The organism is Luteococcus sediminum, from assembly GCF_054783495.1.
Genome location: NZ_BAAGQL010000046.1, coordinates 1 through 18,411, shown reverse-complemented (window position 1 = coordinate 18,411; position 18,411 = coordinate 1). Strand labels below are relative to the sequence as shown.

Annotated in this window: 15 protein-coding genes; 7 read left to right on the top strand and 8 right to left on the bottom strand. The window is 66.7% G+C overall.

All coding sequences use genetic code 11. The features are described 5' to 3' along the window. Positions 1-19 precede the first annotated feature (19 nt). A complete protein-coding gene (locus ACYVKA_RS14380) occupies positions 20-1,399 on the top strand; it encodes an L-serine ammonia-lyase (RefSeq protein ID WP_460706452.1) in 1,380 nt (459 codons plus the stop codon). Positions 1,400-1,446: 47 nt separating this feature from the next. Beyond that, positions 1,447-2,709, top strand: coding sequence for an aromatic amino acid transport family protein (locus tag ACYVKA_RS14375; protein ID WP_460706449.1), 1,263 nt, complete (start codon positions 1,447-1,449; stop codon positions 2,707-2,709). Between the two features lie 167 nt (positions 2,710-2,876). Here the strand turns inward: ACYVKA_RS14375 and ACYVKA_RS14370 are convergent, their stop codons facing one another. The 5 genes from ACYVKA_RS14370 to ACYVKA_RS14350 form a co-directional block, all read right to left on the bottom strand. Continuing rightward, positions 2,877-3,521 (bottom strand): DUF305 domain-containing protein, encoded by a 645-nt coding sequence (locus ACYVKA_RS14370; RefSeq protein WP_460706447.1) that lies wholly within the window; start codon positions 3,519-3,521, stop codon positions 2,877-2,879. Between the two features lie 23 nt (positions 3,522-3,544). Next, positions 3,545-4,168, bottom strand: coding sequence for a CueP family metal-binding protein (locus ACYVKA_RS14365; RefSeq protein ID WP_460706445.1), 624 nt, complete (start codon positions 4,166-4,168; stop codon positions 3,545-3,547). Positions 4,169-4,221: 53 nt separating this feature from the next. Further along, complete coding sequence (locus ACYVKA_RS14360; RefSeq protein ID WP_460706443.1) at positions 4,222-5,277, bottom strand: AbrB family transcriptional regulator; 1,056 nt, start codon at positions 5,275-5,277, stop codon at positions 4,222-4,224. A gap of 53 nt (positions 5,278-5,330) precedes the next feature. After that, on the bottom strand, positions 5,331-5,492 hold the full coding sequence (locus ACYVKA_RS14355) for a hypothetical protein (protein ID WP_394274650.1): 162 nt from the start codon (positions 5,490-5,492) through the stop codon (positions 5,331-5,333). Between the two features lie 76 nt (positions 5,493-5,568). Beyond that, positions 5,569-7,473, bottom strand: a complete 1,905-nt coding sequence (locus ACYVKA_RS14350; RefSeq protein WP_460706441.1) for a BCCT family transporter — start codon at positions 7,471-7,473, stop codon at positions 5,569-5,571. A gap of 130 nt (positions 7,474-7,603) precedes the next feature. On the opposite strand from ACYVKA_RS14350, the gene ACYVKA_RS14345 reads away from it, so the two are divergent. From ACYVKA_RS14345 to ACYVKA_RS14335, 3 genes are read left to right on the top strand one after another with little or no spacing between them, the layout of a single operon-like run. Next, positions 7,604-8,008, top strand: a complete 405-nt coding sequence (locus ACYVKA_RS14345; RefSeq protein WP_460706439.1) for a nuclear transport factor 2 family protein — start codon at positions 7,604-7,606, stop codon at positions 8,006-8,008. Beyond that, entirely contained in the window at positions 8,005-9,036 is a 1,032-nt protein-coding gene (locus ACYVKA_RS14340) for a GNAT family N-acetyltransferase (protein WP_460706437.1), read from the top strand. The genes ACYVKA_RS14345 and ACYVKA_RS14340 overlap by 4 nt, the downstream gene beginning before the upstream one ends. Before the next feature lie 23 nt (positions 9,037-9,059). Beyond that, the gene (locus ACYVKA_RS14335; protein WP_460706435.1) at positions 9,060-12,302 is read left to right on the top strand and encodes a DEAD/DEAH box helicase; all 3,243 of its coding nucleotides are present in this window, start codon (positions 9,060-9,062) and stop codon (positions 12,300-12,302) included. A gap of 39 nt (positions 12,303-12,341) precedes the next feature. Here the strand turns inward: ACYVKA_RS14335 and ACYVKA_RS14330 are convergent, their stop codons facing one another. The 3 genes from ACYVKA_RS14330 to ACYVKA_RS14320 all read right to left on the bottom strand — a co-directional run bounded on the left by ACYVKA_RS14330 (position 12,342) and on the right by ACYVKA_RS14320 (position 16,393). Further along, the gene (locus ACYVKA_RS14330) at positions 12,342-13,529 is read right to left on the bottom strand and encodes a Fic family protein (protein WP_460706433.1); all 1,188 of its coding nucleotides are present in this window, start codon (positions 13,527-13,529) and stop codon (positions 12,342-12,344) included. A gap of 98 nt (positions 13,530-13,627) precedes the next feature. Continuing rightward, a complete protein-coding gene (locus tag ACYVKA_RS14325; protein ID WP_460706431.1) occupies positions 13,628-15,355 on the bottom strand; it encodes a GmrSD restriction endonuclease domain-containing protein in 1,728 nt (575 codons plus the stop codon). 96 nt (positions 15,356-15,451) lie between these two features. Next, positions 15,452-16,393, bottom strand: coding sequence for a DUF262 domain-containing protein (locus ACYVKA_RS14320; protein ID WP_460706429.1), 942 nt, complete (start codon positions 16,391-16,393; stop codon positions 15,452-15,454). A gap of 672 nt (positions 16,394-17,065) precedes the next feature. On the opposite strand from ACYVKA_RS14320, the gene ACYVKA_RS14315 reads away from it, so the two are divergent. Both ACYVKA_RS14315 and ACYVKA_RS14310 read left to right on the top strand, forming a co-directional pair. Further along, positions 17,066-17,824: a hypothetical protein gene (locus ACYVKA_RS14315; protein WP_460706427.1), complete on the top strand. Its 759-nt coding sequence runs from the start codon at positions 17,066-17,068 to the stop codon at positions 17,822-17,824. Positions 17,825-17,918: 94 nt separating this feature from the next. Beyond that, complete coding sequence (locus ACYVKA_RS14310; RefSeq protein ID WP_460706425.1) at positions 17,919-18,383, top strand: type I restriction-modification system subunit M N-terminal domain-containing protein; 465 nt, start codon at positions 17,919-17,921, stop codon at positions 18,381-18,383. The last annotated feature ends 28 nt before the right edge of the window (positions 18,384-18,411 follow it).

Below are 18,411 nucleotides of genomic sequence, written 5' to 3'. Positions count from 1 at the left end.
CCAACGAAGGGGTTTTGTGATGGCTCTCAGCGTTCTCGACCTGTTCTCCATCGGCATCGGACCGTCCTCCTCCCACACCGTGGGACCCATGCGGGCCGCCACCCGCTTCATCGCCGACCTCGACGAGGCCGGCCTGTTCGAGCGAACCGCCCGGGTGCGCGTCGAGCTCTTCGGTTCGCTCGCCCTCACCGGCAAGGGCCACGGTTCCGACAAGGCCTCGATCCTGGGCCTGCTCGGCCACCGCCCCGAGAATGTCGACACCGAACGCGCCGACGACATGGTCACCGAGGTCTACGCGCAGCAGAAGATGCTGCTCGACGGGCGCCACGAGATCGCCTTCGGCCCCGACGACCTGCTGATGCACCTGGACAAGACCCTGCCCGGCCACCCCAACGGCATGCGCTTCACCGCCTGGAATGCCGAGGGCAATGACATGGCCAGCAAGGACTACTTCTCCATCGGCGGCGGCTTCGTCGTCGACCACATCGCGGTGCGCGAGGACCGCCAGGTGGGCGACGCCGTCGGCAACCAGATCCCCTACGACTTCAGCAATGCCGTCGAGCTGATCAAGCTCTGCGACGAGACCGGCCTGCGCGTCGGTGATCTGGTGATGCGCCGTGAGAACCAGTTCCGTCCCGAGTCCGAAACCCGTGCGGCCCTGCTCAAGATCTGGCAGGTGATGCAGGACTGCGTCACCGCCGGCTGCACCAGCGAACAGTTCACCCTGCCCGGTGGGCTGGAGGTGCCCCGCCGCGCCCCCAAGCTCTTCCGTGAGCTCAACGAACAGGGCCGCACCGGCGATCCGCTGGAGGCCACCGACTGGGTGAACCTGTACGCCCTGGCCGTCAACGAGGAGAATGCCGCAGGCGGCCGCATGGTCACCGCGCCCACCAATGGCGCGGCCGGCATCATTCCCGCCGTCCTGCACTACTTCGTGAAGTTCTCGCCCAAGGCCAACGACGACACCATCGTCGACTTCCTGCTCACCGCCGGCGCCATCGGCATCCTGTTCAAGACCAATGCCTCGATCTCCGGCGCCGAGGTCGGCTGCCAGGGCGAGGTCGGCTCGGCCTGCTCGATGGCCGCCGGCGCCCTCTGCGAGGTGCTCGGAGGCACCCCCCGCCAGGTGGAGAATGCCGCCGAGATCGGCATCGAGCACAACCTTGGTCTCACCTGTGACCCGATCAGCGGCCTGGTACAGGTCCCCTGCATCGAGCGCAATGCCATCGCCGCCAACAAGGCGATCAACGCGGCCCGCATCGCCCTGCGGGGAGACGGCGGCCACCTGGTCAGCCTCGACGCGGCCATCCTCACCATGCGCACCACCGGTGCGGACATGCGAAGCGAGTACAAGGAGACCTCCACCGGAGGTCTTGCGGTCAACTACACCCTGTGCTGACTGCCAACACAGGTATGAAAGGTATGGAGACATTGTCGTCATCCACCATGGAAGGGACCCAGACCCCAGTGGTCGAGGCCCCGACCGACAAGAAGTTCAACCGGGAATGGGTCATCAGCCTGTTCGGCACCGCCATCGGCGCCGGCATCCTCTTCCTACCGATCAACGCGGGCGCGGGCGGCATCTGGCCGCTCGCCCTCGTGACGATCCTCATCGCCCCGATGACCTACCTGTCGCACCGGGCGCTGTCACGGATGATCTGCTCTGCCCCCAGCGCCACCGACGACATCACCCATGTGGTGCGCGGCTACTTCGGTGAGGGTGCCGGACGACTGGTGACGGTGCTGTACTTCCTGGCCATCTACCCGATCGTGCTGATCTACGGAGTCAGCATCACCAACACGATTGACAGCCTGATGGTCAACCAGCTGGGCATGCCCTCCCCGCCGCGCTGGATCCTGTCGGGGGTGCTGATCGCACTCATGATGGCCGTGCTGCTGGCCGGTGAGCGCATCATGCTGGTGGTCACCGGCTGGCTGGTCTACCCGCTGATCGCCGTGCTCTTCGGCGTGACGCTCTACCTGATCCCGTCGTGGAAGTTTGACCTGTTCACACAGGCCGGCAACGGCTCGATCGGCGAATTCCTCAAGACCACCTGGCTGATGATCCCGGTGATGATCTTCGCCTTCAACCACTCTCCCGCGATCTCGCCGTTCTCCCTGTCGAAGAAGAAGAAGTACGGGCGGCGTTCGGCCGAGGAGGCCTCCTGGATCCTCAAGCGCACCACCATGCTGCTGGTGCTGTTCGCCATGAGCTTCGTCTGGTCCTGTGTGCTGGCCCTGGGCAAGGACGGTCTGGCCGAGGCCCGCGCCGCCAACCTGCCCGTGCTGTCCTACCTGGCCAATGTGCACAATGCGCCCTTCATCAGCTACCTGGGCCCGGTGGTGGCGATCCTGGCCATCGCCTCGTCCTTCTTCGGTCACTACCTGGGTGCCGCCGAGGGCCTGGCGGGCATCGTGCGCTTCGTGGACTCCCACGGCACGAAGGTGCCCCAGCGCAGCCTGCAGATCGGTGTCGCGGTCTTCATGTTCATCACCACCTGGATCGTGGCGATCATCAACCCGAGCGTGCTGAGCCTGATCGAGAGCCTGTCCGGTCCGGTCATCGCCATCGTGCTCTACCTGCTGCCGATGTATGCCATCCACAAGATCGACGCACTCAAGGAGTACCGCGGCCGCGCCTCGAACGTCTTCGTGACGATCGCCGGCATCGTCGCCGTCGCCGGCATTCTGGCCAGCCTCGTCAGCTGAGGCAGGCCTGATCGGCGCCCAACCGGGCGCCACGCACAAGATCTCGGAAGATCTGGGTTCCCCACAGACCCAGATCTTCCGAGATCTTCTTGTTGGTGCTGGTGCGCCGGAACAACACGCTGCCCGCCACCCCCTGATCGGAGCGGGGCAGCGGGCAGCGAGTGGGCTCAGAGCGCAGCGAGCATCTTCTTCATCTCGGCGATCTCGGCAGCCTGGGAGGAGATGATCTCCTCCGACAGCTTCTTGGCGTCGGGGCTCTCGCCCTTGGCGATCTCGTCCTTGGCCATCACCACCGCACCCTCGTGGTGGGCGATCATCGACTCCAGGTAGTAGCGGTCGAAGTCGGTGCCCTTGAGCGCGGCGAGCTTCTTGTTGACCTCTTCCTGGGTCTGGCCGTTGATGTCCATGCCCGGCATGTCGTGGGCGCCGTGGCCCGCCTCGAGCGGCTCGTTCCAGCTGCGCAGCCAGCTGGTCATCTGGTCGATCTCAGGCTGTTGCGCCTTCTCGATGCGGGTGGCCAGCGCCTTCACCTCGTCGCTGCCGGCCCGAGTGGGAGCCAGCTTCGACATGTCGAGCGCCCCCTGGTGGTGGACGATCATCATCTGGGCGAACATCGCGTCATCGCCGTTGTGGGGGCCCGCCACGGGCTGGGCCGACATCATCTCGGGCGAGGAGGCACTGCTCGACGCCGCCGGGGTGGACGTGGTCGTGGTGGTGGTCGTCGTGGTCGCCGACGGCTCGGCCGTGTTCGAACCGCAGCCGGCCAGCGCGAGGGCCGCGACGGCGACAACGGCAAGGGACATGGTCTTCATGGGTGCTCCTGGATCATTTGGAGTCAGGCCAGTTGGAGGGTGGTGATGCAGGTGGGGGCATCGGCGGCGGTCGACAGCGGGATGCTGCCCTTGCCCTGCTCGCCGCTGATGATCAGCGTGCCCTTCACGTCGCGGGGCACCCAGAAGCCGAGGAAGCCGTTGTCGTAGGTGGTGGCCTTCTCGTCGATGATCTTCTTGCCCTGGGCGTCGGTGAAGGTCACCTGGAAGTCCTTGCCCACCTGCTCGCCCTGGCAGCCGGTGAGGTGGTGGGCGAAGCACTCGTGGGTCTTGTCGACATAGGGCGCGACCGAGACATAGGTCTTGTCCTTGGGCATCGGGATCGAGGTCTCGGTGGACTTGTCCTCGCCCGAGGTGAGCAGCAGCTCGTCCTGGCGGACCGAGCCGTTGAGGTCGATCTTCTTGTCCTCCTGGGTCTGGTCGAGGCTGTTGATGACCGTGACGACGTCCTTGCCGTCGAGGTCCAGCTGGGCCAGCTTGCTCTGGACGGCATCCTCGGAGGCGGCAGGTGCCGACGAGGCCGCCGTGGTGGCCGCCGGGGTGGCCTGCTCGGACGAGGAACAGCCGGTCAGGCCGAGGGCGGCGGCCAGGGCGGGGGTGATGAGGGCGAGGGCGGTGCTGCGGCGCATCGTGGAACTCCTGCTCGATGGGGAATTGTCTACGACCCAGTGTCGCAGATCGTTCAAGCGGGTTGCTCCCAGCGTCCGGGATGGCCGCGGAACCAGCGGGCCAGCAGCGGTGCGCTGGCCAGCACCAGGACCAGCCGCACCACTTGCACGGCCAGCACGAAGGTGACGTTCGCCCCGCTGGAGGCGGCCGTCGCCAGCACCGCATAGAGCCCGCCGGGCGTGGTGGCGAGGTAGGCGTCGAGCTGCGGCACGCCGGTGAATTGCGCGAGCGCCACCCCCAGTGCTGCCGAGCCGAGCACCACCAGCAGGATCATGGCCACCGACAGCGGCAGCAGCCGCCCGACCTGCCGCAGGCTCGCCCGGGTGAAGCGCAGCCCCACCTGTAGCCCCACCAGCGCAAAGCCGACGGCCGCCAGCCACGTCGGCTCGGCCACGGGTCCCAGCACGCCGGAGATCGTGATGATGCTGGCCACGAGCAGCGGGCCCAGCAGATGGCCCGACGGAAAGTGGACCAGCCGCGCCAGTCCCACCCCCACCGCGGTGCTGACGGCGACGAAGAGCAGGTCGGCCCACCAGGCCGCGTGGGCGACGGGGACCGTCGGGGCCGGCTCGTGGAGTGGGGGCCGGAAGACCAGCGTGGTCACCACCGGCATGCCCATCAGGATCATCACCACGCGCAGGTACTGCACCACGGAACTGATCCGGTCGTCGGCACCGAGTTCCCGGGCGATCGCGGTGATCCCGGAGGCGCCGCCGGCGATCATGGCGAAGGTGCCCGTCGCCCGGGAGAGTCCGCCCAGACGGGCGAAGAGCTGCCCCAGCACCAGGCTCAGGACCAACGTGGCCAGCGTCACGGCGCCGATCGGCAACCAGTTACCGCCCAGCGCGCGCAGGGTGGCCAGGTCGAGAAGGGAACCCATCGAGATGCCGATCAGTGCCTGACCGGCCACCGAACCGGCCGTCGGCAGGTCCATGGTGGGGCCGCGGCCACTGACGGCATGGAGCATGCCCGCGAACAGGGCGCCGAAGAGCGGTGGAGAGGGGAAGTGGAGCAGAGAGAAGAACCAGCTTGCGAGCACGGTCGCGCCCAGCACCCCGAACCACGTCATGCACAGGGCGCGGCGCTCGGGAGGCTGGGCGGTCGTCCGCTCCGTCGAAGCGGTCAGTTCTCGCGAGGGTCGGACTTGCCGTCGACCTCGCCCGCGTCGGCGGTCGGGGTGTCCTCGCGCGGGTCGGCCTGCATCGACTGGTCGGCCTGGTCCACCTCGGGACGCTGCTGGTCGGGATCCTGGTCTGCGTCATTCTTGTACGGGTTCTCGCTCATGTCTTCACAGTAGGGAGGGCGGCTGCCCGGCTGAAGGGCTGTCCGCCGCTGGCGGAAGCCCTTCTGCCGTCTGGGGTCACTTCGGCTCGACGTACTCGCCCTTCTCGTAGTCGTAGTCGACCGGGTTGCCGTCCTCGTCGGTGCGGGCATACCACTCGGTGAGCTCGGGCGAGGTGGAGTCGAAGTCGCCGCCGGTGGCGCGCTCGTCGTCGGTGGGCTCGACGGTCAGTGCGAAGTTGTCGCCATAGGTCGCCACGCCGTGCTTGACGGCCTTCTCCAGCGCCCACTGCTCATAGTTCTCGCGGATCGCCTGCGGGTCATTGCGCAGGAGCTTCACCAGGGCCACCGCCATCAGCACCAGCACCAGTGCGAAGGGCAGGGCCGTCACCACGATCAGGTTCTGCAGGCCCTGCAGGGCATTGCGGCCGCCGAAGAGCAGGATCACGATTGCGATGCCGGCCATGCACAGCGCGAAGAAGGCCGTCACCAGCTTGTTGGGCGACGGGTTGCCGCGCTGGGCGAGCTGCGAGTTCACCAGCGAGGCCGAGTCGGAGGTGGTGACGAAGAAGACGCCCAGCATCACGATCACCAGCGCCGAGACCACCCCGCCGCCGGGCAGCTGCTCCACCACCTTGTAGAAGATCTCGGCCGGCAGCGGCAGCGAGGCGGCCGTGCCGTCGGGGGCGATGGCCATGGCGGTGTCGCCGGCCGCGACGGCCCGTCGCTGCAGCCAGATCGCCGTGCCGCCCAGGATCGCGAAGGCCAGCACGATGATCGACGAGGGGATCAGCAGCACGCCCAGCACGAACTGGCGGATGGTGCGTCCGCGCGAGATCTTGGCGGTGAAGACGCCGACGAAGGGTGCCCAGCTCACCCACCAGGCCCAGTAGAAGGTGGTCCAGGAGGACAGGAACTGCTCCATCTCGGGGCCCTCGGCCATGTTGGCGCTCAGCATGTCGGGCAGGTGCCCGAAGTAGTCGACGATCGCCGCCGGCACGGTGTTCATCAGGAAGGCCGTCGGGCCCACGACGAAGAAGAAGACCGCCAGGCCCAGCGCCATCACCATGTTGATGTTGCTCAGCCACCGGATGCCCCTGGCCACGCCCGAGACCGCCGAGATGATCGTCGCGATGGTCAGCACGGCGATGATGCCCAGCGCGAGACGGTTGCCGGTGGGGCCCCAGCCGGCGACGACCTCCACACCGCGGGCGATCTGCAGCGCGCCGATGCCCAGGCTGGCGGCGGTGCCGAAGAGGGTCGCGATGATCGCCAGGCCATCGATGATGCGGGCGACGGGGCTGTCACTGCGGCCACCCCACAGCGAAGTGACCACCGAGCTCATCAGCGGCACCCGGCCGCGACGGTAGGAGACGTAGGCGACGGCAAGCCCGACGATGGCGTAGATCGCCCAGGCATTCAGTCCCCAGTGCAGGGCGGCCTGCGCGATCGCGCCCTTCACGGCCATCGCTGAGTTCGCGTCGTAGTGCGCGCCCGGGCGGGGGCTCAGGTAGTAGGTGAGGGGTTCGTAGGGGCCGAAGAAGATGATGCCGATCCCGATTCCGGCGCCGAAGAGCATCGCCGCCCAGGACCCGGTGGAGTACTCGGGCTCCTCGCCGTCGAGGCCGAGCGTGATCCTGCCGAAGCGGGAGAAGGCGATCACCAGCAGGAAGAGCACCATGCCGATCGCCAGGATGTTGAAGGTCCAGCCGAGGTTGCGCATCACCCAGGTGAGCGCCGAGCTGGAGACGTCGAAGACCTGTTGCGGTGAGGCGAGGCCCCACCCGACGAAAGCGACGATCAGCGCGCCGACAGCCAGGAGAATGCCCTTGTCGATGCCGTAGCGGATCCTCTGGTCCTCCACCGAGACGCCCGGCACCAGCGCCGGATGGATCTGGTGGGGGTAGTTCACCTCCCGCAGGAAGGTCTTGGCAGCCTTGGCGGGCGTGGACGGGCGGGGTTGTCTTGGACCCGGATGGCTCACGAATGCTCCTGGTGTCATCGACGTCGGTGGCATCTTCCTCGTCCACCGTAGGGGTATCGGTGGTGAATAGGCGGCAACCTCCGAGGAGCGGACGGTATTTTTTGTTGCGCGGCCGGGGCAGGATGGAGCATTGAACACCCCCGACGACGCGGCCCGCGAAGAGATCCTGCACAACTGGAAGGTCCAGCTGCAGGCGATGGACGGGGCCGACACCGACCAGCTGCGCCAGTGCTTCACCCAGGACGCGGTGCTGGTGCACATGACCGGCTATCTCCAGCCGCTGAAGGAGTGGCTCGCCGGCATGCGCGCCGGGGAATTCGTCTACCACCAGGTGGTCGAGCACGACGTCCAGGTGGAGGTGGACGGAGACAAGGCCTCGCTGCAGGGACGAATCACCACCGGCTACCGGCCTGACGGCTCTGGACAGGCCTGGCCCCTCGACGTGCGGCAGGACCTGGTGGCGGCCGATGGCGAGTGGTTGGTGGCCGAGTCGCGCGTCCGGTTGGGCTCAGGGCTAGGCATGATGAGGGCATGACCACACCTGAGGTCGAGATGCGTGCCACCACCGCTGCCGATGCGGAGGTGATCGGCACCTGGATCGCCAGTGCGGAGGAGCTGCTGGTCTTCGCCGGCCCGAAGCTGCGCTTTCCCCTGCAGGGGAAGGACTTGCTGGCGACCAGCGAGGACGGCTGGCAGGTGCGCTCCCTGGTGGCCGACGGACAGCTGGTGGCCACCGGCTCGTTCACACTGCGCGAGGGTGCGGTGCACATTGGACGGCTGCTCGTCGATCCGGCACGGCGCGGGGAGGGACTGGGGCGTCTGCTCGTCACCGAGCTGCTGGAGCACGCCCGGCTGCACAGCCCCGAATACGCCCGCGCCACCCGCGCGACGCTCAATGTGTTCGCCGACAACCTTCCCGCGCGGCGGTTGTACGAGTCGCTGGGTTTTCGCGTGGTCGCGGAATCCGAGTCTCACGGGCGCGGTGCGCTGGCCATGGAGAAGACGATCCGGCCCGACATCGAACAGCTGGCCGTCATGGCGCCGTGGGCCATGGAGCGGCATCCGTCGGTGCAGTGGATGGTGGAACCGGGCGATGACGACCGCCCGCTGCGGCTGCACCTTCGGGTGCCCGGAGACCCGCGCCGGGTGGCGCTGTTGACGGTTTGGCCCACCGCGGAGGTGTTCTTTGGTCGCGTCGCCGGGGCGGAGGCCGGAGCGGACTTCGCCGAGATGGGCGACGAGGAGGTGGAGGAGGTCTTCACCGAGTGCGTGGACCGACTGTGCGCGCTGCTGCTGGGGCCCACCACGGTCCACCAGGTGTGGCGGGGGGACCGGCTGCACAGCAATCGGGTCTCTGGCCGCTTCGAGCACCAGTTCGTCGCCGGAGAGTTCTTCGGGCTGCGACGACGCCTGCTCACCCGGTTCGGGGTGCGCTTCGAGGAGACCACGCTGCACTTCCCGGCGGACGTGGTGGCGACGGACTGGCGCGCGGGGGATCCGGTGGAGCCCTATCCTGTTGGCCTTCCCGAGGCCTTCTGGCGTGACGCGTCTCCGCTGCCCTGACCTCGTCGTGCAAGGCTGGTTCCATGCCTCACGACGTGCCCGAGTGGCTCAGCCAGTTCGACGACCCAACGCTGCGGCGATGGTTCGACGTCCCGACCGTCGAGCGCGGCGCGGACTATGCGCGTCGAGGGCGCGTGCTGGCCGTCGAGGTACTGGATGGCGACGTGATCCGCGGGCAGGTGGCCGGGAGCGCGAGCCAGCTCTACCGGGTCGTCATCCGCCCCGTCGGGGCATCGGCCCGCAACGCGGTGCGGGCCGGAATCTCCCTCGCGCCCCACATGCTGTCCTGCCTGTGTTCCTGCCCGGTGGGCGAGGACTGCAAGCACTGCGTCGCCGTCCTCGTGGAGCTGCGCAATCGCGCGCGTCAACACCCCACTGGCGCATGGCGAGCCCAGTTGCAGGAGATGGCCGGCGCCGTGGACTCCCCCACCCAGACCGGGCGGGAGCCGATGGCCATCGAGTACCGCCGCGTCGGGCCCGACGTGGAGTTCAAGCCCATGCGACTGGGAAAACGCGGCAACTGGGTGAAGGGCAACCTGCGATGGGACACGCTGCGCTATGAATCGACCTTCCTGCGCTCGCACCTGGACGTCATGCAGGCGCTGGCCGACTGTGGTGACCGGGCGCGCAGCACCTCCTACTCCTACTACGGCTACCGCAGACCCACCGCCCTCACCCTGTCGCAGCTCGACCACGAGGTGTGGTCGCTACTCGACGAGGCGCAGGACGTGGGCGTCGAACTCGTGCCGGCATCCGGGACACACCCGATGCTGTTCGGCGGGCCCGTGCTGGACCTCGTCGTCGGAATCGACCATCCCGATGGCGACACCTCCCGGCTGCAGGTGGCCCCGGTGGTGCTCTCCGGGGAACAGGCCCTGAACCCCACGGCCCTGCTCGGGCATCCCGCGCACGGGGTTGTGCTGGAGGCCCCCGACGGCGGCGCGCTGGTCGCGGGTTTCCGGCATGCCCTCACCCACCAGCAGCACGACATCGCCACCGCGCCGCCGGTGGAGATCCCGGGCGACGACCTTGCCGAATTCGCCCTGCAGTACCTGCCGCAGCTGGCCCGTCGCGTCGAGATCCGGCTGGCCCCCGACGTGGAACTCCCGACGGTCGAGCCCCCGAAGTTGCTGGTGGAGGTGACCGCCGTCGCCAGCGATTCGCTGCACCCGGTGACGGCTCGCGTGACGCTGGGCTATCGCTATGGCGGCCGAGACGCGGGCCCCGACGTGACGGCACGTTCCGGGATTGGTCTGGCGATCCGGGATCGTGAAGCGGAGCAGGGCTTGTGGCCGCTGGTGCACCAGGTGATGGCAGGAGTGGACGTGCCCTCGCCGCCACCCACCGAGGTGGTCCTGGAGGGCGCACCGGCCTTGCGGCTGCTCGCACAACTGGAGGGCTTCGAGGACCACGACGATGTCGTCATCGTCCACCGCGGCGACCTGACCCGGGCGCGTGAAGTGACCGGCACCAAGCTTGGACTGAGCGTCGATCCGGTGGAGGGGCGCGACTGGTTCGACCTGGCGATCGACATGAGCGTCGACGGGGTCCCGGTGCCACTGCCGCTGTTGCTGCGGGCACTGGCGGCCGGCCACGACCACCTGCTGCTGGACTCGGGCGCCTGGATCAGCCTCGACCAGCCCGAGCTGGAACGACTCCGGGAACTGCTGCAGGAGGCGGAACTCGTCGTCGACCCCGATGACGAGACCCTGGTGCGGGCCCGGCTGCACCGCGAACACGCCAGCTGGTTCGAAGACCTCGCAGAACTTGGCGTGGTGCGGCGCGAGGCGCAGGCCTGGCAGGAGGCGGCACGACGCCTGCGCACCGGACGAGCGGAAGCGCCTGCCGCGCCGCCCGCACTGCTGCGGGCAGAGCTCAGGCCCTACCAGCTCGACGGAATGCACTGGCTGGACTTCCTGCAGGACATGGGAATGGGCGGCATCCTCGCCGATGACATGGGCCTGGGCAAGACGCTGCAGGCCCTGGCCGCCATCGCGCTTGCCGACGAACGCGGCCAGCCCGGACCGGTGCTGGTGGTGTGCCCGTCCAGCGTGGTGGGTGGCTGGCTGGAGCAGGCGGAACGCTTCGTGCCGCACCTTCGGTGCGTGGCCCTTCCCCAGACCGCACGAAAGCGCGGCACCAGTCTGGCCGAGGCGATCGGGGAGGCGCGGATCGTGATCACCAGCTATGCGGTGGCGCGGCTCGACGTCGAGGAGTTCGCCGGCATCGACTGGCACATGGTCTTCTTGGACGAGGCGCAGTTCGTGAAGAACCCGAAGGGACAGACCTACAAGGCGATGCGACAGATCGGCTGCGGCTCGCGCTTCTGCCTCAGCGGGACGCCGCTGGAGAACAACCTGATGGACCTGTGGTCGCTGCTCTCCCTCAGCGTCCCGGGGCTCTTCCCCGATCCCGTCGCCTTCCGCAGCGACTACGCCAAGCCGGTCGAGGCGGGCGGTGAAGGCGCCGCGGAGACGCTGGCGCGGCTGCTGCGCCGCATCAAGCCCGTCATGCTGCGCCGCACCAAGGAATCCGTCGCACCCGAGCTGCCGCCCAAGCAGGAGCAGGTGATCGAGGTGGAGCTGGCACCAGCCCACCGGCGCATCTACGACCGCCGCCTGACGATGGAGCGCAAGAAGGTGCTCGGCCTGCTCGGCGACCTGCAACGTCACCGGGTGGAGGTGCTGGCGGCGCTCACCCGGCTGCGACAACTCAGCCTGGCGGCCGGGCTCGTCGACCCTGCGGACGAGTCGGTGGCCTCGGCCAAGATCGACGTGCTGGCCGAGATGATGGCCGACGTGGTGGCCGCCGACCACCAGGCGCTGGTCTTCAGCTCCTTCCCCAGCTTCCTGCGGCTCGTCGAGCAGCGATTCAAGACGGAAGGGATCCGCACCACCTACCTTGACGGGCGGACCCGCAAACGCCAGGAACGCATCGACGAGTTCCGCAGCGGCAAGGCCAGCGTCTTCCTGATCAGCCTCAAGGCCGGCGGCTTCGGCCTCAACCTCACCGAGGCCGACTACGTCTTCGTCACCGACCCGTGGTGGAACCCCGCCGCCGAGGCGCAGGCCATCGACCGCGCCCACCGCATCGGACAGGCGAACACAGTGATGGTCTACCGCCTGGCAAGCACCGACACCATCGAGGCGAAGGTGATGCAGTTGCAGCAACACAAACGCGAACTGTTCAGCCAGGTGGTGGACGGTGGCGAGTCCGCCATCACCGGTGCACTCAGTGCCGACGACTTCCGCGCGCTGCTGGAGTGAGGGTCTGCTGCCGGCGGCTGGCGCCGACGGCGAGGATGCTCAGAACAGTGGTACGTCGGCCGGCTCCTCCGTCGCTGGTAGCCGCAGCCGGGCTTCCATCGTCGGGTACGGGTCCGCCAGGGGTTGGCGTCGTGCCTTCAGCGCGTCGCTGAGCCGCCGGAGTTCGGGGCCCATCAGGTAGTGCCTTGCGCGCGTCTCACCGCGGACGTCCAGCAGGCCTTCGGCGACCAGCCGCTGCAGGTCCTTGGTGGCGGTGCGCGGGTCGGAGACCCCCATCCGCTGCAGGTAGGTGGCCCGGCTCACACGCCTGCCCTGGTAGGCGTCGAACAGCGCGTCGGTGACGCGCTCGGGCAGCTTTCGGGTGCTGACCAGCACGTCGAGCTCGCCCCACAGTTCCGCCGCCTCGCGGAAGCGCCGCCGGACCGTCTGGGCCTGCATGTGGTGGGCGCGGAGGTTGAACTGCACCCACAGTCGGGTGTCGCGCTCGGGATGCCATCCGCCCTGCCCAGTGAGGGCCAGCACCCGGTAGTAGTCGTCGGTGTTGTTGCCCAGCCACTCCTCGATGCTGGCGAACTCCGGCGTGATGATCCGGTCGCGGGCCATCACCATGGTCTGGAGGACCCTTGCCATGCGGCCGTTGCCGTCACGGAAGGGATGGATCATGACCAGGTTCAGATGGGCCATGGCGCCTCGCACCATCGGATCCTGCGCTGCCGGATCATGGAGTGACGCGATGAGGGAGGCCATCAGATCTGCCACCTGCTCCGGCGCGGGCCCCTGGTAGACGATGCGGTCGCCTCGCGCGTCACGGACGTAGATCTCGCCGGTGCGGTAGAGGCCCGGCGACTTCGCCAGGTCGTGCTCGAGCAGCATGAAGTGCAGTGTCCGCAGGATCTGGGCGTCAATGACGAAGTCCGGTTGGGTCGCGACATTGATCACGTAGGTGAGCACCCGGCGGTAGGCGGTGACCTCGGCCCAGGTCTGCTGGCTGGCGGCCAGCGGTTCCTCATTGTCGATGGCTGCCAGGGCGTCCGCGGAGTCCACCGTGTAGCCCTCGATGGTGTTGGACCCCTGGACGGCGCGTGCCTGGGCGCTGCGACGCAGCCCGCCATGCCAGCGTCGCGTGGCGCGCAGATGGGTGGCCAGCTCGCGCTTCATGCCGTTGATCTCGCCGATGACGGCGCGGTCGTGCGCGTCGAGTTCGGGAGTGCGGAAGATCTCAACCATGACCAATCCCCTTAATATTGAATGCATCTACCTGCTATCCAGAGGACAGATGCATCTAATACTAGATGCGTTGTCCGGATCAACCGGCCAGCCAAGCCTTAGTGGAGATCCGCAGTCTGATTCGACAAAGGCAGCTCGACCTGATCGGCGAACTCGGCGACGGTGCGCCTCACGCGAAAGAGTGTCAGGGCGCCTCCGATCTCGTAGCGCGCGTCGAGCGAGAATTCGTCGCGGTCCAGCCCAGTGGCCATCCATTGCACGGGCAGGCGGTGACGGTGCGAGACTGCCGTCTCCTCGTACCAATAGGGGCCAGTGATGACGCCGATGTCCACCGTCCTGGATGCCTTGACCGGTGAGATCACCCAATCGCCGGGCTCCAGCTCGTGCGAGAACTTGGCAACCATCGAGGCCCAGTTGGTGTAGGCACCTTCCTTTGCGCCGGGGTAATGGGCACGAAGCGATTCCTTGATGCCCTCGCGGTCAGCACCGAGCACACGGAGATCCCCCAGCAGGTCCCAGCCGATGCTTACGAAGCCACCCGCCTGCAGTTCTTCTCCGGGGATCTGGTCGTTGTGGATGCACCACCAGCGACCGGCATCATCGTCGTCCGGGTGCCGCACACCGCCGGCGCTGCGGGCCGCGGTGGACCAGCCGAAACCGTCCGCCACGGCGGAGAGCTTGTCCAGCGCGGTGTGGGCATGGTTCTGGCCCATCCCTTCCTGCAGCACCCACGTGGAGCCCGCCTCGTGGATGGGCTGGTCCAGCAACCAGCGACTCTCGTAGTCGGGATTGACACCGAACCTGGCCACGAGCTGGTGGAAGAGTTCTTGGCCTTCGAGGATCCCCGGGACCTGACGGAACCGGGCCGTGCTCATCGTCGCGCCGATGAGCTCCATGCTCACACCAGCCGCATGCACCCGCTGGATCATCTGACGCAGGGCTGCGCGACGAGTGAGGTCGCTTTCCGAGAAGTCGGGGCCGTGGATCTCGTAGACGGCACGACCGGCCCCGGTGGTGCGCTTTTGGCGCGTCGGGCTCGCCAGCAAGTCCTTGGTGGCCGGGCCACCTGCGGGCCGGGGCCATGCCCGGACAACCAACTCCGCCAGCTTGGGTCCGCGCTCTGCGATCCGTGATTCAGTCCAGTCGTCCAGCGTGAACAACGCCGCGTTGAGCTTGAGCACAGCATTGGCACGGAGGTAGTCGCGCTTTCCCTTCTCGTTATCCGCGACCCAGGCATTGTTGGACAGGGCGGAATTGTGCCCCGGGGTCACCAGCGTGAGGTTGCCGAGCGTCTGGACCAGGAGGTCCCGTCGTTCGGCTGCCACCGGGTCGTCACCGTCCAGCGGCCAGTGTGTGGTCCATTTCTGGGGCATGACGTGTTCCACCGAGAGGTCGCGCGGGCACCAGAGTTCCTCCGCCCGGGATCCCTTGCGAAGCATTTCCTCCGCCGCTTCCAGGAGCATGCGGTTCACGCTGCGCTTGGCCTGCTTGTAGAAGGGGGCCGTCTGCAGGTGTTCGACGATGGACGCGTCATCGGGCCACAGGCGCGTGGGCGCGGTCTGTTCGGCGAGGAACTCGCGGATCACGCTGCCGGCTTGGACAGCCTCGGCGCCACGGAGACGCTTGATCAGGTCGATCGTGATGTGGTTCAGGTCCTTGGAACCGAGGCGAAGAATCGCCCGACGAACCAGCCAGCTCTCCAGCGATTCCAGGGCCAGCTGTCGCTCGTCGGCGGGGACGTCATGGGCGATCACCCACAGGACAGCAGGCATCACAGCATTGGCGTCGAGGACCTCCAGTACCCGGTAGCGGAAGGTCTCCTCCACGCTGCCGCGTGGCGCATCCATGAACTTCCGGTAGGCCATCGCGTCGGTGTGGAGCTCCTTCATCAGGTCCTCGACGTTGACAACATCCTTGGAGACTCAATCACGGAACTCGGCGAAGATCCGATCGCTGGGCACCTCGCGTCCGAGCTTCATCACGAGCCAATGGGTCAGGAAGAGGTCAATCCGGGGCCGGGTGAGGCGACCTTGGCGGACCTTCTCCCGCCAGTACTCGTCGCCATTCCCGTCGCCGTCAAAGCCCGCCCAGTACTTCTTGTGCAGCTGCTCCAGGTTGCGGTGCTCCTTCTCGGCTCGCTGGAAGAGGTGGTTCTTGATCAGGTCCGCGGCGAGCAGCGGGGCTCCGAGGTAGTTGAGGGTCTCGAAGATGGCCTGGACATTGTCACCCTGCGAGAGGCTGATGCCGACGAGGACCAGCTGGGTGCGCAGGGCTCGAGCGAGGGCTCCAAGCCGGGCGGCCGCGCTGGGCTCTCCGCTGGCCAGCGCCCATCCCCTGATGCTCTCGGTGAAGTAGTCATGGGCCTTCACCAGACGGGATTCGGCGTACTGGGACGGTACTGGCCGTGCGTCGTCCATGGCCGCGGCGAAGGCCTCCCGGTCTCGGTTGGTGGGCCACACCTTGAAGCGGGTCTCGTCGTCAGGCGTCTTGCCGTGGGAGTCCTGGTTGAGGATCATGACCCGAAGGTCTGCGGCATCCGAGGGATTGCCCAGTTCGTCGACGATACGCTCCGCGGCGTCGATCAGGAGCTGCAACGTGGTGAGGCGCTGCTGCCCGTCGATGACGACGTGCTCGGTGAGGCCGAAAGTGGCGCGCGGTTCGGTGACGATGGCGCCCAGGAAGTGCGACGGTGCGTCACCGTGGTGGCCGGCAGCGAGGACCATCTCCGCCTGGTGTCGGATGTCCGCCCACAGCGGCGCCCATTCCCTCTCCTCACCCCACACATAGGGGCGCTGGAACATGGGCATGAGGTAGCGCACGGACCCGTGGAAGAGGTCGATGAGCTTCACATCCTGGGCGTGCATGGGGATCCTGCCGTCGAGCAACGGTGAATCAATTATGCCGCGCTACATAGTCAGCACTGGGCAGGCGCGCACATCCGGCTCGGCACCGGACTCCCCCACCCTGATGAGAGGCGACTCGACAGGCCCGATGGAAGATAATCTCATTCATCGGCCCGATGAGAGATCGCTGCACGCAAGCAGGAGAGAGGGCGACAAGCGCCTCCAGAGCAGCGTCCGATGGACATCGAACATGGCTAAGTCACTTGAAGTAGAGACGGGACCCATTGTATGTGGCACGGAGTGGTGGTTGGCGTACTAGGCGGACTGGCCTTGAAGGTCTTGTACATGTCGATCGCAAGCGAGTGGCCGGCCCAGTATGCGTCCGCTCGCTCGATGCTGGAGAGTTGGTCACGCGGTTCGCTCCCACGCCACTTGATCTTCCGGGGCCTTCCCGCCTTCGTCACGTGCCTACTGGCAACGAGCTTCGCACTTCAGTCGTCCTATAACACAGCCTGCACAGCGGGGGCACTTGCAGTTACTTTCCTGCTGGTTACAGATGTAGGGGCGGTCCTCAAAGAACCACTATTTGTACTTAGACGCCCCCGTTTGATCATTCTCCATGGCACCGGGGTAGCGATCACAGGAATAGCAGTATTCGGGGCTCATTTTCTGGCTTCGGTCGCGACTCCCGTCATGCCCACACCGAGAGAGCTCATAGTCTCTGCTTGGCAAGCACTCTTCGTGGCCTTCGCGATTGGCGGCACCAAGTTCATCCTCACGGCCCTCAAGCCACAGGACAGCCCCGCAGCACCCTTGGAGGCTCTGCCACCCCAAGTGAAGGAAGCCGCCTCAATCGCAAGCCACAGGTACGACTGCGACGCCGTGCTTCTGATGGCGATCATCCTTGAAGAGAATCTTCAGAGGCCACCGTGGATGAGGAAGCTGGAGCGGATCACTCCTTGCGGACGAAGGAACGGAACCCATGGCATTGCTCAGGTTCCCGGCCCTCCAAACATGAGCGACGAGGAGTCGATTGACATCTTAGCCAAGAGGTATGCCGGATTCCATCCCTCTTGGCAAAATTGGTCCATCAACAAGCCTGAATTGGAATTCAAGATCGAGCAGCATAATCACGATCCGGAATTCATTCAGAGAGTCGCTGAGACGTATGAGGCGATCCTCGGCAGTTGGGACCACAGATCTTCGGAGTTTGCCAACGACGGGCTGCCGATGATCACGGCCGAGGATCCCAAGAGACGCCGGAATGAGATAATTATCCGCGGAACGTCATACGGCGAGTTGCCGTCAGCGGAAGTAGACGGGGATCGGTGGCCGGTCCAGACGGCCGACTCGGACCCCACCATCCGTGGCACATGGTCTGTCTGCCTTCCCGTGACCTCTCGCTCACTCGCACTGTCAACTTCAGACGGCAAACTCAACATGTCATGGTGACTACACGTCTGAGTTCTGACTGACCCGCGGCAGGCCCACCAGCAGAGTGCGTTCCTCGATAGTGTCAGCCCATCTACACCATTGAAGGGAAGTCATGGCTCCGCAGGGTTTTCAGGACAAGGTCGCGTTCGTCTGGCGGGTGGCCGACAAGCTCCGCGGCACGTTCAAGCAGCACGAGTACGGCTCGGTCATGCTGCCCCTGCTGGTGCTTCGCCGCATGGACGCCGTCCTGGCAGACACCAAGGACGAGGTACTGAAGTTCGCCAACGGGCTGGTGGAGATCGGCCCCGGCCAGGACAAGATGCTCAAGAAGATCGCCGGGCAGCGGTTCTACAACACCTCTCAGCACACCTTCACGACCCTGCTGAATGACGACAAGAACCTGGCCGACAACCTCACGAAGTACATCGCCAAGCTGTCCCCCGACGCGGCCACCGTGATGGAGGCCTACAACCTGGACGACAAGATCGTCCGCATGGAGCGCGCCGGCATCCTCTACGGCGTGGCGGAATTTGTCAAGGTGGATGAGGCCATTGGGAGTCAGGCGGCGGGCTGGTAGGTCTGCTGGTCGTCTCGGTTGGCGGGAT

Bases quoted from the DNA above. Each gene is read 5' to 3' on its own strand.
- ACYVKA_RS14365 (WP_460706445.1), bottom strand. From the start codon at position 4,168: ATGCGCCGCAGCACCGCCCTCGCCCTCATCACCCCCGCCCTGGCCGCC.
- ACYVKA_RS14335 (WP_460706435.1), top strand. From the start codon at position 9,060: ATGCCTCACGACGTGCCCGAGTGGCTCAGCCAGTTCGACGACCCAACG.
- ACYVKA_RS14320 (WP_460706429.1), bottom strand. From the start codon at position 16,393: ATGCACGCCCAGGATGTGAAGCTCATCGACCTCTTCCACGGGTCCGTG.
- ACYVKA_RS14310 (WP_460706425.1), top strand. From the start codon at position 17,919: ATGGCTCCGCAGGGTTTTCAGGACAAGGTCGCGTTCGTCTGGCGGGTG.
- ACYVKA_RS14330 (WP_460706433.1), bottom strand. From the start codon at position 13,529: ATGGTTGAGATCTTCCGCACTCCCGAACTCGACGCGCACGACCGCGCC.
- ACYVKA_RS14375 (WP_460706449.1), top strand. From the start codon at position 1,447: ATGGAAGGGACCCAGACCCCAGTGGTCGAGGCCCCGACCGACAAGAAG.
- ACYVKA_RS14360 (WP_460706443.1), bottom strand. From the start codon at position 5,277: ATGACGTGGTTCGGGGTGCTGGGCGCGACCGTGCTCGCAAGCTGGTTC.
- ACYVKA_RS14355 (WP_394274650.1), bottom strand. From the start codon at position 5,492: ATGAGCGAGAACCCGTACAAGAATGACGCAGACCAGGATCCCGACCAG.
- ACYVKA_RS14340 (WP_460706437.1), top strand. From the start codon at position 8,005: ATGACCACACCTGAGGTCGAGATGCGTGCCACCACCGCTGCCGATGCG.
- ACYVKA_RS14370 (WP_460706447.1), bottom strand. From the start codon at position 3,521: ATGAAGACCATGTCCCTTGCCGTTGTCGCCGTCGCGGCCCTCGCGCTG.
- ACYVKA_RS14315 (WP_460706427.1), top strand. From the start codon at position 17,066: ATGCCCACACCGAGAGAGCTCATAGTCTCTGCTTGGCAAGCACTCTTC.
- ACYVKA_RS14380 (WP_460706452.1), top strand. From the start codon at position 20: ATGGCTCTCAGCGTTCTCGACCTGTTCTCCATCGGCATCGGACCGTCC.